17 protein-coding genes are annotated in these 15,728 nt (G+C 47.1%); 16 read left to right on the top strand and 1 reads right to left on the bottom strand.

The window, feature by feature from the left end:
* Nucleotides 1-353 precede the first annotated feature (353 nt).
* The 3 genes from G9U52_RS04655 to G9U52_RS39765 are packed head-to-tail and all read left to right on the top strand — an operon-like array spanning nt 354 to nt 3,550.
* Nucleotides 354-1,100, top strand: a complete 747-nt coding sequence (locus G9U52_RS04655) for a (Fe-S)-binding protein (RefSeq protein ID WP_166146797.1) — start codon at nt 354-356, stop codon at nt 1,098-1,100.
* The gene (locus G9U52_RS04650; RefSeq protein WP_311764806.1) at nt 1,081-2,604 is read left to right on the top strand and encodes a LutB/LldF family L-lactate oxidation iron-sulfur protein; all 1,524 of its coding nucleotides are present in this window, start codon (nt 1,081-1,083) and stop codon (nt 2,602-2,604) included. Before G9U52_RS04655 ends, G9U52_RS04650 begins: the two co-directional genes overlap by 20 nt.
* A complete protein-coding gene (locus G9U52_RS39765; RefSeq protein WP_243767149.1) occupies nt 2,594-3,550 on the top strand; it encodes a LutC/YkgG family protein in 957 nt (318 codons plus the stop codon). Before G9U52_RS04650 ends, G9U52_RS39765 begins: the two co-directional genes overlap by 11 nt.
* A gap of 84 nt (nt 3,551-3,634) precedes the next feature.
* Here G9U52_RS39765 and G9U52_RS04640 read toward each other — a convergent pair whose 3' ends face one another.
* On the bottom strand, nt 3,635-3,781 hold the full coding sequence (locus tag G9U52_RS04640) for a hypothetical protein (RefSeq protein ID WP_166146795.1): 147 nt from the start codon (nt 3,779-3,781) through the stop codon (nt 3,635-3,637).
* A 187-nt stretch (nt 3,782-3,968) separates the two neighbouring features.
* On the opposite strand from G9U52_RS04640, the gene G9U52_RS04635 reads away from it, so the two are divergent.
* From G9U52_RS04635 to G9U52_RS04575, 13 genes are all read left to right on the top strand, one after another.
* Nucleotides 3,969-4,691 carry a response regulator transcription factor gene (locus G9U52_RS04635; RefSeq protein WP_166146793.1) on the top strand — a complete coding sequence of 241 codons (723 nt, stop codon included), beginning with the start codon at nt 3,969-3,971 and terminating at the stop codon, nt 4,689-4,691.
* 36 nt (nt 4,692-4,727) lie between these two features.
* Nucleotides 4,728-5,276: a SiaB family protein kinase gene (locus tag G9U52_RS04630; protein WP_166146791.1), complete on the top strand. Its 549-nt coding sequence runs from the start codon at nt 4,728-4,730 to the stop codon at nt 5,274-5,276.
* Between the two features lie 15 nt (nt 5,277-5,291).
* Nucleotides 5,292-5,681, top strand: coding sequence for a DUF1987 domain-containing protein (locus tag G9U52_RS04625; protein ID WP_166146789.1), 390 nt, complete (start codon nt 5,292-5,294; stop codon nt 5,679-5,681).
* Between the two features lie 8 nt (nt 5,682-5,689).
* A complete protein-coding gene (locus G9U52_RS40785) occupies nt 5,690-6,694 on the top strand; it encodes a sensor histidine kinase (protein ID WP_279538551.1) in 1,005 nt (334 codons plus the stop codon).
* Nucleotides 6,695-6,705: 11 nt separating this feature from the next.
* Complete coding sequence (locus tag G9U52_RS04615) at nt 6,706-8,523, top strand: SpoIIE family protein phosphatase (protein WP_207952809.1); 1,818 nt, start codon at nt 6,706-6,708, stop codon at nt 8,521-8,523.
* Between the two features lie 196 nt (nt 8,524-8,719).
* On the top strand, nt 8,720-9,475 hold the full coding sequence (locus tag G9U52_RS04610) for an IclR family transcriptional regulator (protein ID WP_166146785.1): 756 nt from the start codon (nt 8,720-8,722) through the stop codon (nt 9,473-9,475).
* Nucleotides 9,476-9,523: 48 nt separating this feature from the next.
* On the top strand, nt 9,524-10,297 hold the full coding sequence (locus G9U52_RS04605; RefSeq protein WP_166146783.1) for an SDR family NAD(P)-dependent oxidoreductase: 774 nt from the start codon (nt 9,524-9,526) through the stop codon (nt 10,295-10,297).
* A 103-nt stretch (nt 10,298-10,400) separates the two neighbouring features.
* Nucleotides 10,401-11,321 (top strand): fumarylacetoacetate hydrolase family protein, encoded by a 921-nt coding sequence (locus G9U52_RS04600; RefSeq protein ID WP_166146781.1) that lies wholly within the window; start codon nt 10,401-10,403, stop codon nt 11,319-11,321.
* Nucleotides 11,322-11,384: 63 nt separating this feature from the next.
* A complete protein-coding gene (locus tag G9U52_RS04595) occupies nt 11,385-11,705 on the top strand; it encodes a UxaA family hydrolase (RefSeq protein ID WP_166146779.1) in 321 nt (106 codons plus the stop codon).
* A gap of 84 nt (nt 11,706-11,789) precedes the next feature.
* Nucleotides 11,790-12,950 carry a UxaA family hydrolase gene (locus tag G9U52_RS04590; protein WP_166146777.1) on the top strand — a complete coding sequence of 387 codons (1,161 nt, stop codon included), beginning with the start codon at nt 11,790-11,792 and terminating at the stop codon, nt 12,948-12,950.
* A 15-nt stretch (nt 12,951-12,965) separates the two neighbouring features.
* The gene (locus G9U52_RS04585; RefSeq protein WP_166146775.1) at nt 12,966-13,760 is read left to right on the top strand and encodes an SDR family NAD(P)-dependent oxidoreductase; all 795 of its coding nucleotides are present in this window, start codon (nt 12,966-12,968) and stop codon (nt 13,758-13,760) included.
* 231 nt (nt 13,761-13,991) lie between these two features.
* Nucleotides 13,992-14,585, top strand: a complete 594-nt coding sequence (locus G9U52_RS04580; RefSeq protein WP_166146773.1) for a PilZ domain-containing protein — start codon at nt 13,992-13,994, stop codon at nt 14,583-14,585.
* A gap of 99 nt (nt 14,586-14,684) precedes the next feature.
* Nucleotides 14,685-15,722 (top strand): LacI family DNA-binding transcriptional regulator, encoded by a 1,038-nt coding sequence (locus tag G9U52_RS04575; protein WP_166146771.1) that lies wholly within the window; start codon nt 14,685-14,687, stop codon nt 15,720-15,722.
* The last annotated feature ends 6 nt before the right edge of the window (nt 15,723-15,728 follow it).

Genomic DNA, 15,728 nt, shown 5'->3' with positions numbered 1-15,728 from the left:
CTGTTTATTTAACATAAACAGTGGTCTTTGCATGTCTGTAACTTAGTTCTCCTGCTGCATGTGTCTAGGATTTTCGCAAGGAAGCGGGGAGCAGCATTACCGAATACATAACTTACCGACGAATTCGGCAGGATAGTTTGTTGCTTAGCAGCACCTCACTACCTGTGCAAACCATCGGAGAAAGGGTGGGCTTGCTCAATACCCTTATTTTTTTCCGCTCTTCAGGAAAAAAAGACTTCCAAAAATCCAACTTATCTGATAACCTGATAAGTATAAAATAAATCGAAGAAATAATCTAAATCCCAAAAATCAAGCTATTACAAAAAGCTATTACTAAAAAGGTAGGTATCCCAATGAAGGTATCCTTATTTATTACTTGTTTGGCTGACCAGCTGTATCCAGAGGTTGGTGAAAGCGTAGTCAGGCTCTTAAGCCGTTATGGCTGCGAGGTAGATTTCCCTGAGCAGCAAACCTGCTGTGGACAACCTGCCTTCAACAGCGGCTACCAAGATGAAGCGAGAGAGGTCGCGCGTGGCTTAATTCGTGCGTTTGAGCATAGCGATTATGTGGTTTCTCCTTCAGGCTCCTGTACAGGTATGGTCCACCACTACTATCCACAGCTTTTTGCGGAAGAACCGGAATGGCTGCAAAGAGCCGAGCAGCTAGTGGAGAAAACGTATGAGTTTTCGCAATTTTTAGTTGGCGTGCTTGGAGTTACAGATGTTGGTGCAAGCTTTGACAGCAAAGTGACATACCATCCCTCCTGCCATGCGATGCGCCTGCTAGGGGTTAAGGAAGAGCCCGGAGCATTACTTGCCAATGTGCAGGGGCTTGAATTGATCAATCTGCCCAAAAAAGAGGATTGCTGCGGCTTTGGCGGTACCTTCGCCGTGAAAATGGCTGATATGTCCGAGGCCATGGTATGCGAGAAGGCAGGTAATGTATGCTCGACAAACGCGGAGGTTCTAGTTGGAACCGACATGGGCTGTCTGATGAATATTGGTGGTGCTTTGAATAAAGACAATAAGCCGATTCGCGTTATGCATTTGGCGCAATTGCTAGAGGAAGGGGTGAAGCGCAGTGAGTCAGGTCGACACTAAAGCGTTAATTGGAACCGGGCTAAAGCAACGGACAGAGGAAGCGCTTGCCGATGATTTCCTGCGCAAGGCGGTTGCTTTTACAACGGATAAGCTGAAGGCGGGCAAGCTCAAAGCAACCGATGACTTTGGTGATTGGGAGCAGTGGCGTGAGCGCGGCCGGTTAATCCGTACCCATGTTATCGACAATCTTGATTATTATTTGACGCAGTTTACGGACAACGTGGCCAAGGCAGGCGGGCATGTTTATTTTTGCAAGACAGCAGATGAAGCGGTGCAGACGTTCATGGAGCTGGCCAATAAGCGCAAAGCGAAGCTGGTAGCCAAAGGCAAATCGATGGTATCCGAGGAGATTCACCTCAACCATCATTTGGAGGAGCATGGGATCGAAGCGATTGAGACCGATTTGGGCGAATATATTTTACAGCTGGCGAAGGAAACGCCGTCACATCTGATTATTCCCGCTATCCACAAAAATAAGCAGCAAATTGCCGACCTGTTCAACGAGGAATCCGGCGAAAGCTTTCCTCCGGAAACGCGGGTGCTCGCTGACTTTGCCAGGCAGCGGCTGCGCAATTATTTCCTCGAAGCCGACATCGGACTGACAGGCTGTAACTTCGGAGTCGCAGAATCAGGCTCGATCACACTGGTATCGAATGAAGGAAACGGGCGGATGGTCAGCACGATTCCGAAGTCCCATGTGGTTATCATGGGGATGGAGCGGTTGGTGCCGACCTTCGACGACCTAGAGGTCGTGCTGAACCTGCTGGCGCGAAGCGCAACCGGCCAGAAGCTGACGACCTACACGTCGATGATTACAGGCCCGCGGCGCGAAGGGGAGCTCGACGGACCGGAGGAGCTGCACTTGATCGTGCTTGACAACGGGCGATCCGAGCAACTGGGCGATCCGGTGTTTCAAGAGGTCTTGAACTGTATCCGCTGCGCAGCCTGTCTAAACGTATGCCCGGTATACCGCCATGTTGGCGGGCATACGTACGGCAGCGTTTACAGCGGTCCGATTGGCGCCGTGCTGACACCGTTGCTGCAGCAGGACATGAAGGAAGCAGGCGAGCTCGCCTACGCTTCCAGCCTCTGCGGGGCCTGCTATGAGGCATGCCCCGTCAAGATTCCGCTGCACGATATGCTGGTGCAGCTTCGCAACCGCAAGGTCAAGATGGGGCTGACCCCCATCGCTGAGCGATTCGCCTTCAAGACGTTCCAAACCGTGTTTGGGAACGCCAAGCTATATAAAGTGGCGATGAATTCCGCCTACTATTTGCAGAAGCCTTTCTTAAGTAAAGGCTTCATTAAGAAAGGACCGGGGCCGATGGCCGGATGGACGCAGTCGCGCTTCTTCCCGATGAAGCCGAAGGAATCCTTCCGTGACCGCTGGAATAAGCTCCAGCAAGAGATGAAAGCGTCGGCTGACGGTACAACAGCAGCGCAAGCTTCATCGGCTGCTCCGTCCCAAGCTACTGAGAAAAAGGGTGATCACAATGAGCATTAATCCTGGAGCCATTCGTGGCCGCGATGCATTTATAGCTAATATATCGTCGCGCTTAGGGCGCAAGGCGCTGGATGCCTCGCCGCCTGAGCATCCGTACCGTGGAGCGCCTGAGTTTTATAAAGAGATTGAGCGCTCAACAGAGGAGAAAATCCAGCTATTTACCGACAACTGGACTGCGTTAACGGGTAAGGTTCTGATCGTGGAAGCTGGGGAGGCTGAAGAGCAGATTGGAGCTTGGCTCCAGCAAATCGCGGAAGAGCTGCAAGTCACGAAAGCAGCTCGTTGGCAGCATGAGGGCCTAGTGGCACTGGGCCTAGACGCAGCATTAGCTGCTGCCGGAGTTGAAGTGGTGCCTTGGTCCATCGAGCCTGACGTTCAAGCTGAGGCAAGCTCGCTTGCGGCAAGTGTCGCTGCGGCTGCTGCGGGCACCGATTCCCCAGCTGCATCAGGCGCAGCGGCTTCAACAGGTGACGATGAGGTTGCGCCGATTGAAGCGAACCACATCGACCCAAGCAAGCTTGAAGCTACGGCTGCTGCAGGCCCAGTTGAATTGCCGCCTGTGCACGCTAACGATATGATGCCAGCACCGACCAATTGGTCACAACGCAGCAAGCTGCTGCAGCGCACCGAGCGCTGTGAGCTGGGCATCATCTGGCCTGATTACGCGGTGGCCAATACTAGCACACTGGTGCTGCAATGCTCGCCGGAAAATGGCCGTTCCGTCAGCTTGCTCACGGATATTCTGTTTGCTGTCTTTCGTGCGGACCAACTGGTTACACGTATGGGTGAAGCGTTCAAGCATGTAACCGATGGCAAGCTGGAAGCAGGCCAATATCCTTCGTCTTTAAACCTGATTACAGGCCCTAGCCGCAGCGCGGATATCGAAAATGACTTGACCATAGGGATTCATGGTCCAGGTAAGGTATACGCAGTGATCATCAAGTAGTATTTGTAAAGCCCAATAAACCAAGCATCCAGAGAGAAGCTTGGTTTATTTTTATTGGTCTTGTGGCAGGTGAAGGGCTCGAGCCTATCCAGTCATCATCAATGCACAACGCGGGCTGAAGCGGTAAGCTCCATCGTAGCTTTGCTGAAACAAAAGCTCCAATAGATAGGTTAATCCGCCGGGAGATTTCAGGAAACTGATGTCCCCGGCTTTTTTTTTTTGGTATACCACTATTTAAGCTTCCCTCGTTTTTGCTTCACAGCATTTTCAAATTCGCTAAATCCTGACAATATCTTTTTAAAAAACAGTTCAAATGACATGCTTGTCTGAAGTATAATAAAGACAGTGTAGATTTTAGCATAATATGAACTTGCAGATGAAACTACAGGATGTATCCGCATTGAAGGGGTGAATTCATTTGTCAGGCGAGTTAATACTGCTAGTAGAAGATGATCCGGAGATTAGCGGCTTGATCGAGCTCTACCTGCGTAACCAAGGTTTTGACGTCGTTCTAGCTGGAGCAGGGGAGGAAGCTTTGACTCAATTTGAGAAACACAGCCCCGCATTGATTTTGTTGGATATTAATTTGGATGGCATGGACGGATTTACCGTATGCAAGGAAATTCGCGAGGTATCGAATGTTCCGATTGTTTTTATTAGCTGTAATAAAGATTCTGATGATATCGTTGAGGGCCTTAAGATGGGGGCTGACGATTATATAACAAAGCCTTTTGACCCGGAGGTCATGGTAGCGCGCGTGCAGGCTAACCTAAGAAGGGCACCGATTTTTCGAAGAGGGGCAGTTCCTGCGAAGAAGGATGAATTACGCATTCTTGCTTTTGACGGCTTGACTGTCGATCTCGTTAATTTCCAGGTGCATGTTGATGGGATACATGTTCCCTTATCCGCCAAGGAAGTGCAGCTTCTTATCTTTTTGGCACGGCAGCCAGATCAAGTATTTTCCTTGGATGAGCTTTACCAGAATATTTGGGGAGCGGATAGCATCTCGGATACCCGAACGGTAATGGTACATATTAGCAGCTTACGCAAAAAGCTAGAGACCCCTGTGGCACAATTTAAATATATTCACAATATAAGGGGGATCGGTTATAAATTTAATTCTTATCTTCCCAAAATCTAAAGCCCAAATCATAATGTTAAGAGGTGTAACCAAACTATGAACGATAAATTATTAGAGCTGCAGACTTTATTGCGTGAAAACAGCTTATTGATCACCTTCTCAGGAAAGTTTACGCAAAGCATTATTGAAGAGCTTGGTGAGGCTGTCAAAAAATATTTGGAAACCGAGGAGCGCCCGCAAAATGCGATCTTCAATTTATTTTCGATATTTATCGAGCAGACCCAGAACATCAAAAACTACTGTTCATCAAAAGAAAATGCTGAATACAGCGATCGCATTTCCGATTCCTGCATAGTAACGATTGGCAAGACTGAAACTGGCAATTATGTCTGCTCCGGTAATCAGGTGGAAAACCAGGATGTGCAAAAGTTAGTTGCGGTTCTGGAGCAGGTTAATCAGATGGATAAAGAAGAATTGAAAAAAATGTACAAAATTAAGCGGAAGCAGGAAGTGGCTTCAATGGAAGGACCAGGTGCTGGTCTTGGCTTGATCGATATCGCCAGGAAGGTTAAACAGCCTATGGAGTATACAATTACAGAACTAGATGCAGGCTTCTCGTTTTTCACACTAAAAGCAACCGTATAGAAAGCAGGTGATTTAATGTTAGAAGTATTGCAACTAGAGGCGACAAGAAGCACACCCGAAATTATTTTCAACCCAGCTAATCACGAATTGTCCGTCCGGGGGCAATCGTATCCCGAAAATTCATTTAAGTTTTATGAGCCCATTCTTCAATGGGTGGATACTTATTTGCAAAGTGTGGGGGATGAAAAGGTGGAGATCCATTTCTGCCTTCCCTATATCAATACAAGCAGCTCTAAATGCATCATGATGATGTTAGAAAAATTCAACAAAGCTTACCATGATGGTAAAAACCTGAACTTAACCTGGTTTTGCAGCGAGGATAACGATAGTGAGATCGAATGTGCAGAAGAGTTTCAAGAAGACCTTGACCTGCCTTTTCAAATTATTGCACAGAAAGAGGTCTAAACCTGACGATGGATCAAGAGAATCTGTTTGGGAATGAATGGAAGGTTCTGGAAGAATCCCGTCAAACGTTGGAAAATGTGCATTATCAGGATAATGAACTGTTACCCAAATTCAAGCGGCTTGTGACCGACTACGAGCGGCTCATTAAGCTAACCGCCAAGATATTCAAAATTAGCGATATACAGAGTAAAAATATTAAGCGGCACGAAGATGAAGTTCGTCAAATAAACGACGACTTGCAACAAATTGAGAGATCGCGGCGCAAGCTGATGAGTGATATTTCCCACGAAATTGGGACACCGATGACATCGGTCCAAGGGTATGTTAAGGCGATGCTGGACGGTGTTATTGAGCCTGGTGAACCGCATTTGCAGATGATCTATAGCAAGGTGCTGCTTGTTAATGACCTAGTGGACGATTTATTCGAGCTTTCTAAGCTTGAAGCCAGTAAAGCCGCCTTTCAATTTTCTGAATATCCGCTAGAGCAGCTGTTGGATTTGATGAAAAGCAGGTTTGAACTGGAGGCAACAGATCGTGGTTATCGGTTTAGCGTCGAGGATTTTCAAGAAAATATACCAAGAAACCGGTATGTATCCATCTCGATGGACTTGAAGCGTATTGAGCAGGTAATGGATAATTTTGTGAACAATGCCTTTCGGTATACACCTCCTGGAGGCATCATCAAGATCCATGGTGAGATCCATTCTGATGGATTGTTCGAGTTGGGGGAAGAACAGCTATTATTAGTAGGTTCTTTGCCTTGTAAGGTAACCTTCAAGGTCAGCGATTCCGGCCAAGGCATTGACGAGGAATCATTGCCCTATGTATTTGACCGTTTCTATAGGGCGATTAAAGCGAAGAATAGTACAACGCCAGGAACGGGTCTTGGGCTAGCTATAGCCAAAGAAATCGTCCAGCAGCATGACGGGCATATTGGCGTTCAAAGCGTGAAAAATCAAGGCTGCACCTTTTATTTTACTTTACCTGCCATGCTTATTCAGGAGCAAGCTTAGGAGAAATGACGATGAGTGGAAAAGACCAAAATCTGATGAAGGTTATTTTGATAGCAAGCTTGATCATTGTACTTTCTATCGTTTTGGCAGGCACTATGGTGTATATCATTGCCGAGAAGGAAGTTGTGAATAAGCTGAAAAGCAAGGATTTGGTGAGGATCGCCGAATCGATTGCTTCCAAAATAGATGGGCGCCTTCAGCGGGCGCAGGAGTCATCGTTGACAATGGCAATGGATCCTGAGCTTATCGAGTGGTTGGCATCGGGTGAAAAAGACCAGATAGCGGGAGCCCATGTATTGCAGAAGCTGGATAATCTAGCCAAAGGCTTCGATTATAGCAATGGCTTCATAGCCAGCAGAATGACCGGCAGCTATTGGATTGAAGGCAAACAAATGAGCAAGATTCTATCACAAACCAACCCTGCAGACAAATGGTTCTACGATTCATTTGCTTCCCAAAAGCGCATGGCCCTCAATATTGATTATAATGATTCGCGAAGGGATACTTTTGTATTTGTCAATGTACTTGTTGGCGATGTTGAATCACCTGTAGGCGTTGCGGGTATTGGACTTAGCCTCAAAGAGCTGGCTAATAATTTCACCAATTACAAGTATGGAGCTAATAGCAATGTATGGCTGGTCGATAAAAGCGGGAAGATTTACTTGTCTGACCGTGTAGAAGATATTGGAGCCATGATATCAAGTTTTGTACCTGAGGAAGCCTTTGAGCAAATGCTGGGGCAGCTTAATGAGACGGACAGTGGCCTTGCAAAGCCAGTTGTGCTGGATTATGAGGACCAAGAAGGCAAGCAAATGGATCTGATCAGCTATCCTTTGAAATCGACGGATTGGAAGTTACTATTCCAAATGAGGCGAAGTGAGTCCGTTGCTTTTCTGGATACGATTAAGCTCAATACGGTCGTTGCTTCCTTGGTGTTTATTCTTGCGATGATCTTTATGTTTTTCTTTGTAACACGCAATCTCGCTAATCCTTACAAAAGAGCCGTGGAGCTGAATAAGCAGCTGGAGCAAGCGGTCCAAGAGCGAACCAAGCTTATTTCGGAGCAAAAGCAAAAGCTCACCGATAGTATCGATTATGCGAAGCGTATTCAGGAATCGATCCTGCCTTCACGCGATAAAATCGAGGATTTGCTGCCGGAGCATTTCCTGCTGTGGGAGCCTCGTGATGTGGTGGGTGGCGATTTCTATTGGATGAAGCAAACGAAGGATGGATACCTGCTTGCTGTTGGTGATTGCACAGGGCATGGTGTGCCAGGTGCGTTTATGACAATGGTTTCCATATCGATCTTAAACCGGATTGCCGAAACCGATGCGTTGATTGACCCAGCCTCTATCCTGCAATCGATGAACCGACTGGTTAAAGAAACCTTGCACCGTGAGCAAGGCGGAGACTTGATGCTAGATGATGGCTTGGACATCGGTCTATGCTTTATCGGTGGCAGCCAGTTGACCTTTGCGGGCGCAAAAACCTCGCTATTCAAGAAAAATGACCAGGAACTGCTCATCATTAAAGGGGATCGTAAAAGCATTGGCTCCATTCGAACAGATAATCAGTTTGTTTTCAAGAATACGGAGCTGATGGTTAGTGCCGGAGATTCATTCTATATCACAACTGATGGATATCTGGACCAAAATGGTGGCGCCAAAAATGTATCCTTTGGGAGGCAAAAGCTGATCCAATTAATCGAGCAATTTCATGTCTTGCCGCTGGAGGAGCAAGAGGCCTTATTCCGTCGGCAGCTTCAAGAATATATGGGGGAAGAGCCCCAGCGTGACGATATTACGATTCTTGGCTTTAAGGTATCATAAAAATCTTATTAAAAGTCCGGGCGGCATGCTGATGCTGCTCGGGCTTTTTGAGGTTATTTCTCTAATTATGCATCTACCCGTTGACAGGCGATTTAGTCGATGGTACGATGAAAAAGTAGAATATACAAAACCTTAGTTTACTATAATAAACCGAGGTTTTATCGAAATATTTGAAATCCTCATCTTGGGAGGGACTATGGATAAAAAGTACTGGGTACCGGCTTTGGAAAAAGCCAACGATGTTCTTCTGGTCATTTCCGGGCAGCCCTCCAAGCTGAAGCTCATTGACTTATCGAAGCAGCTGGGCATTAACAAAAGCTCCATGTTTTCCATACTTAATACGATGGAGCAATTAGAATGGGTCGTGCGGGAGGCGCAAGGAACTTATTCCTTGGGATCAAAGCTCGGTTTCATTGGAAACGCTTTTTTCAAGCAATTTAGCTTGATAGAACGTTTTCGTAAGGAAGCAGCCATTACGAAGCATACGATTCAAGAAACGATTCAATTAGCCAGCTTGGATCGGCATGAGGTGCTTTATCTGGCGAAGGAAGAAATGCCTTCTCCCGTTCGTTTGGCCTCTGAGCCGGGTATGAAGCTGCCAGCTCATGTTACGGCATTAGGCAAGGCGCTGCTGGCTGAGCTTGAGGTATCAGCAATCGAAAGCCTATTTCCGCTGGAGGAGCTCTCGCCTTGTCCGACACCATACACGCTGAAAAACCGCAGTGACCTAATCGTCCAGCTGGAGCTATCACGGACAGAAGGCGTCGCTTATGATCTACAGGAAGCTGTGATGGGCTTTTGCTGCGTGGCTGCACCGGTCAGGGACATGCAAGGCAAAGTTGTAGCGGCGATTAGCTGCTCAATGTTTCAGCATGAATGGGAACAGAAAAAGGAGCTGGCACAAAAGGAAATATGTGCATTGGCTGCAAGGCTATCACAAAGCTCCGTGTAAGTATCTGTATAAGCATAGCCAAATTAAATCGAGAGGAATGGATGACTAGTGAGATTACAGGATAAAATTACGCTAATCACTGGTTCGGGCTCTGGAATCGGCCGAAGCTCTGCGCTTCTTTTTGCCAGCGAGGGAGCAACGGTTATCGTTAATGACCTGGTAGAAGACGGCGGACGTGAAACCGTGGAGCAAATCGAACAGGCGGGTGGAAAGGCTTTGTTTATCCAAGCCGATACGACTGACCCTGAGTCTGTAAAAGCGATGGTTGACCAGGCGATTGCAGCCTATGGCCGGATCGACGTATTATTTAACAACGCGGGTGTCAGCGGAATCGGGGCTATCCATGAGGTGGAGCCTGACGATTGGGATCGTGTTATTAAAATTAATATTCGCGGTGTTTTTTTGCCGAGTAAATATGTATTGCCATATATGATGGAACGCCGAGAGGGCTCCATTATTAATATGTCCTCCTGCATAGCCGAAATTGGGCTGGCACGCCGTGCTTCGTATTCGGCAACCAAAGGTGCCGTATTGGCGCTAACGAAGTCGATGCAGGTGGATTATGCCCCTTACCAAATCCGTGTTAACGCTTTGCTTCCTGGTACGATCCTGACGCCTTTTGTGGAAAATTATTTGCGTACCTCCTACGATGATCCTGAGGAAGCCATTGAATCCCTGAAGAAACGCCAGCTAAGCGGTGACTTGGGCAGGCCCGAGGATGTTGCTAAGGCAGCTTTATTCCTTGCTTCCGATGAGTCCCGTTTTATGATGGGTTCTCCACTTTATATTGATGGTGGCGTTGTTTTCGGGAAAAATGCTTAATAGCTTTACGAAATGCTGTTTAATAGCACGGAAGGCTCAACATGCTAAATGTTCGACAGACTAAAGCTTCGACAAAATTTATTTATATGGAGGATATCATATTATGAAATTACTTACTTTTATTGAAGAAGGCCAACTACAACTGGGTGTTAAAACCGAACAAGGCGTTGTACATATTGCCGCTGCGCTGGAAGCTATTCCGGCACTAGAAGGGCAGCAGATTCCACAAACAATCCATGAGGTCATTGATGGAGGCATTGATGCGGTTACGATCCTTGGAGCTTATGTAGACCAAGTGCTGTCTGCTGCAGATAGAGGTCCAAGCGCACATGTGCTGGTTGAGTCAGAATTGACCTTGGGGCCCTGCGTGACCCATCCAAACAAAATCATTTGTGTAGGCCTAAATTATCGTAAGCATGCGGAAGAAACGAATGCAGCGATTCCGCAATATCCGATTCTTTTTAACAAATTTAACAATACGATTACTAGCCATGGTGCTGATGTGCCACTTCCGGTAAGAGTAACAAGCAAGGTCGATTACGAAGCTGAATTGGTTATCGTTATCGGCAAAACAGCCAAGTATGTGTCCAAAGAGGATGCTTTGAGCCACGTATTCGGCTATTGCAATGTCAACGATTTATCTGCTCGTGATTTACAGATGCGTACCCAGCAATGGCTGCTAGGCAAAAGCCTTGACGGTTTTAGTCCGCTTGGTCCTTACCTGGTAACAGCTGATGAAGTGGGCGACCCTAACAATTTGGGCATTCGTACGCTTGTTAATGGTGAGCAACGCCAGAATTCAAATACTTCGGATATGATCTTCCATTGTGATGAAATCGTTAGCTATATTTCCCAGCATATGACGCTGGTACCGGGAGATATCATTCTTACAGGAACGCCTGAGGGTGTAGTACTGGGCTTGCCAGTGGATCAGCAGGTGTATTTGAAAGACGGCGATGTAGTAACGATTGAAGTGGAAAAGCTGGGCTCTTTGACCAACCGGATGGTAGCCGAGCAAGCTTAACGTGCAAAGCTAATTGTAAGGCTCTCTGTGATAGGTCATGAACATACTGAAAGGATGCGTACAATGGCAGAGCATCAAATTGAGGAAGGCGCTGACGCTTTGGTGATGGATCCGAGGGATCATGTCGCCACAGCAATTAAAGATTTGGAGCAAGGGCAAAAGGTCGCCTATCGTGTCTTGGACCAGGTTCGTGAGGTTACACTTGTCGATGCCATCGGGTTCGGTCATAAGCTGGCGCTTCAAGATATTGCCCAAGGTACTGATATATGCAAATATGGTGAGGTTATTGGCAGGACGACAGTGCTTATTCGTGCCGGTGAGCATGTACATGTGCATAATGTCGAGGGTATTCGTGGGCGCGGCGACCAAGCATCTAAGGCTTAATAACCTAAGCGGAATATCGCTGTTAGTTACGAAGCTACCAAACAAGCTGCCCAGTTACCTAGCAACACCTTAGGAGGAAATACAATGGAACATATGATGGGATATAGAAGAGCGGATGGAACGGTAGGGATTCGTAACCATTTGCTTATTATTCCTACTGTTATTTGTGCCAATCAAGTGTGCAGCCGTGTGATGCAGATGGTACCAGATACGGTGGCGATTCCGCATCAGCATGGATGCAGCCAAATCGGCGCAGATAAGGATCGTACCTTTGATATTCTGGCAGGCACAGGTAAAAACCCCAATGTGGGCGGCGTTATTATTATAAGCCTAGGGTGCGAGGTTATCGATCCTACGGAGCTGGCTGATGCCGTTCGGGCAACGGGTAAGTTGGTTGAGGTATTCGATATCCAATCGATCGGCGGCTCGGTTAAGGCCATTACGCATGGCGTTGAGCTAGCCAAAAAAATGCGCAAGCAGCTGGATGAGATGCAGCCTGAGCCGATTCCATTCAGCGAGCTGATCATTGGCGTGAAATGTGGGGGCTCCGATGCAACTTCAGGGCTCGCCTCTAACCCTGCGCTAGGCGTCGCTGCGGATTCCTTAATTCAAGCAGGCGGCGGAGTCGTCATTGGCGAAACCACCGAAATTATCGGGGCTGAGCATGTACTTGCATCCCGCTGTGAAACTCCAGAAATATCGGATCAGCTTTATACGATCGTCAACCGTTTCGAGAAAGAAGTGGAACGTATGGGAGCCGACATGCGCGGTGGCAATCCAAGCCCAGGCAATATTGCCGGCGGGTTAACGACGATTGAAGAGAAATCGTTAGGCTGTATCAGCAAATGTGGCACAGCACCGATTAAAGGCATTATTGAATATGCGGAGGCGATCCCTAAGCATGGTCTCTACTTCATGGATTCGCCTGGTAACGATATCGAATGCGTATCAGGGATGGCTGCTGCAGGCGCTCACTTGGTCTGCTTTACAACTGGACGTGGTACACCAACGGGTTCAGCAGTTGTACCGGTAATCAAAATTACCGGGAACACACGGATGTTTGAGAAAATGAACGATAATATGGATATCGATGTCGGCGAGATGCTGCTCGGAACGTTAAGCTTGGCAGATGCGGGAGAATCGATTTGGCAAGAAATTAAAGAGGTAGCGAACGGAAAGCTGACCAAGGCCGAAATTCTCGGACATACCGAATTCAGCATTAACCGTATCGGACCAAGTCTATAAGGGAGGGCAAAAGCCGTGGCAAGATTAGCAAATAAGGTTGCCCTCGTAACGGGAGGCAGCCGCGGAATTGGTGAAGCGGTAGCCTTACGCCTTGCGGAGGAAGGGGCTCATGTAGCGGTTAATTATACATCGGACCGCTCCCGGGTTTTGGCGGAGAAGGTTAAGGAACAGATCGAAGCCTTAGGCGTTAAAGCAATGGTTGTTCAGGCGGATGTCGGTAACGGTCAGCAAGTAGAGGCGATGTTCCAGCAGGTTCGCGCGGAGCTGGGGGATGTAGATATTTTGGTTAACAACGCGGGAATCGCGCCCTTCGAGCCTTTTATGAAGCTGACGGAAGAAACATGGGACCGCACCTATGCTACAAATGTGAAGTCGATTTTTCTATGCTCGCAATTGGCTGCCAAGTCAATGGTTGAGAAACGTTATGGTAAAATTATTAATGTGCTCTCTACAGCAAGCCTTGTGGTTACAAGCCCGGTGATTCCGCATTACCAATCGTCCAAGGCAGCGGCACATATGTTAACCAAAGGAATGGCGATTGAGCTTGGTAAATATAATATTAATGTGAATGCGGTTGGGCCAAGCACAGTCGACACTGATATGTGCACGGACTTCTTGGCCGATCCAGAAATTCGTGCAAAAGAAGTAGAGGCCAACCCGATGAAGCGCTTAGGAACCTCCAGGCAAATCGGGGACGCTGTCGTCTTTTTGGCTTCTGATGAGGCGATGCAGATTAATGGGCATCTGCTGATGGTCGATGGCGGATTAACCGTTAAAGCTGCGCAACCGGAAGATCATATGGAGCATTAGCCAATCATCTAAAGCAGGATTCCATTAAACATAAACTGACAATCACTGACAAGTCCCTCGTTAATTCGAGGGGCTTTTTCTCATTTCTACATATTGTTTGGGAATTTCAGCAGCATTCGACACGTTTTGATCAAATTCGCTAAAAAAACTAACAGTTTTCTAATAGTATTCTCAAACTTTTTAAAACAATTTTACGTATAGTAAGTGTATAGCTTAAGTGGAGGCGATCTTATGAAAGAGATACAATTATTACACAAAGGAAAAGTATATCATGGACGCATAGGATACGATCAATCGGATATGATTGAAGTTCAGACCGTAGCACCCATTGATTTTACCTGTGGAGATAAGGTGCTGTGCTTTGATTTCCAACGGCGCCAACTAACTAGAGTGTTGCATGTTTCCAACAACAAGGTCATTCTTGCCCCAAAAGATTCCGAAATATTTGACATAGGAACCCGACCAGAACACGGATATGACGATTGCTTTGGTGACGAGCAAGTAACGATCAAAAGCTTCAAATTAAATACATTTGCTACATTAAACGATGATTTTAAAATTACTGCAGTCCGCATCTCGGATATTAGTCAAATGGGTATTGGCATCGAGGTTAATGATTTCTCGATCAAATTGAACCATGTATATGATATGAAGATCTTCTGTGACGATGAATGCATCAGCCCGCAAGTAATCGTTCGATATGCTCATATAATGGAGAAAACAATCCGTTATGGAGCAGAGATGCACAAGATCTCAACAAGTGACTTGAATAAGCTTCGTTACCACATCGCAACCCAACAATTTAAACAACTGATGCATGCTTAAACACATATGATTTTAAAGCCACTAGGAGCCGATCCTGGTGTTTTTTTTATGTTGATCCCCTTATATAACACGTGTTATATTAAATGTGAGGTGTAGGCTATGACAGGTAAAAGAGTAACTAGCTTTGATGTAGCTAAGCTTGCGGGCGTATCGAGAAGCGTTGTATCTGCTGTGTTGAACGGCACGCAAGGCATAGGAGTCGGTGAGGAGAAACGAAAAGCCGTGCTCGCTGCGATCCATGAATTGAACTATCAAGTGGATGCTCATGCTAGAGGTATGAAGACGGGGCGCAGCCGCTGCTTGGCGGCCTATGGCCATGTGGCGAATCCTTTGTTTTTGCAGGTACTCGAGGGCATGGAGGAAGCATGCGCCGTCCAAGGCTATTATGTATTGCTGTATCCGTCTGGACCTGCTGAGCATCAGAAGCTGGAAGGGCTGCTGGACTTGTATTTACAGCGGCGGATTGATGGCATTGTCGCTTTAGATCGCCCCCATCTTGTGGATGAAGCTTGGGCGCAGCTAGTTAACACGCATCGACTGCCTTACGTATCGGTGGAGGGCTATCCTGAGCATGGGCAGATTGCTTCGATATTGATGGATTATCGCGACAGCATTTATCGCGCGCTTGATTTTATATGGGAGCGGACGGGATTGCCGCCTAGCTATCTGGAGCTTTACCATGAGCATATTGAGCTTGGCAAAGGGGACCAGCAACGTCGGGAAGCGTACAGGGAATGGATGCTGGCCAAAGGGCTGGAGCCAGTTGTATTTACGGCGGCGGATGGTCCTTGGGAGCAGCGGATTGGTTTTTGGCATCATTGGGTAATGGAGCGTGGACAAGCTTCAGCCGTATTATGCAACTGGTCAAGAGGTGCTGTTTATGTGAGCCGTGCCGCGCAGCTGTTAAGTATGAAGGTCGGCAAGGATATCCATGTAATGGCTGCGGATAATACGGAGCGGATCAACCAGCATATGTATCCCACACTTACATCAGTGGAGGTTCCTTATGTTGAGATGGGGCGCTTGGCTGCCCAGCAAATATTAGAAGTGATTGATGGGCGTAGGCCCTTTGAGGAAAAAAGGAATAGCCTGGTAGCGGCACAGCTAATCGTACGGGATAGTGTGGGGCGCAAATAACCAATA

Origin of the sequence: Paenibacillus agricola (genome assembly GCF_011440305.1) — a bacterium.
GTDB classification, from domain to species: domain Bacteria; phylum Bacillota; class Bacilli; order Paenibacillales; family NBRC-103111; genus Paenibacillus_S; species Paenibacillus_S agricola.
Note: the sequence above shows the minus strand (reverse complement) of the source record. Positions and strands in the feature narration are given on the sequence as shown.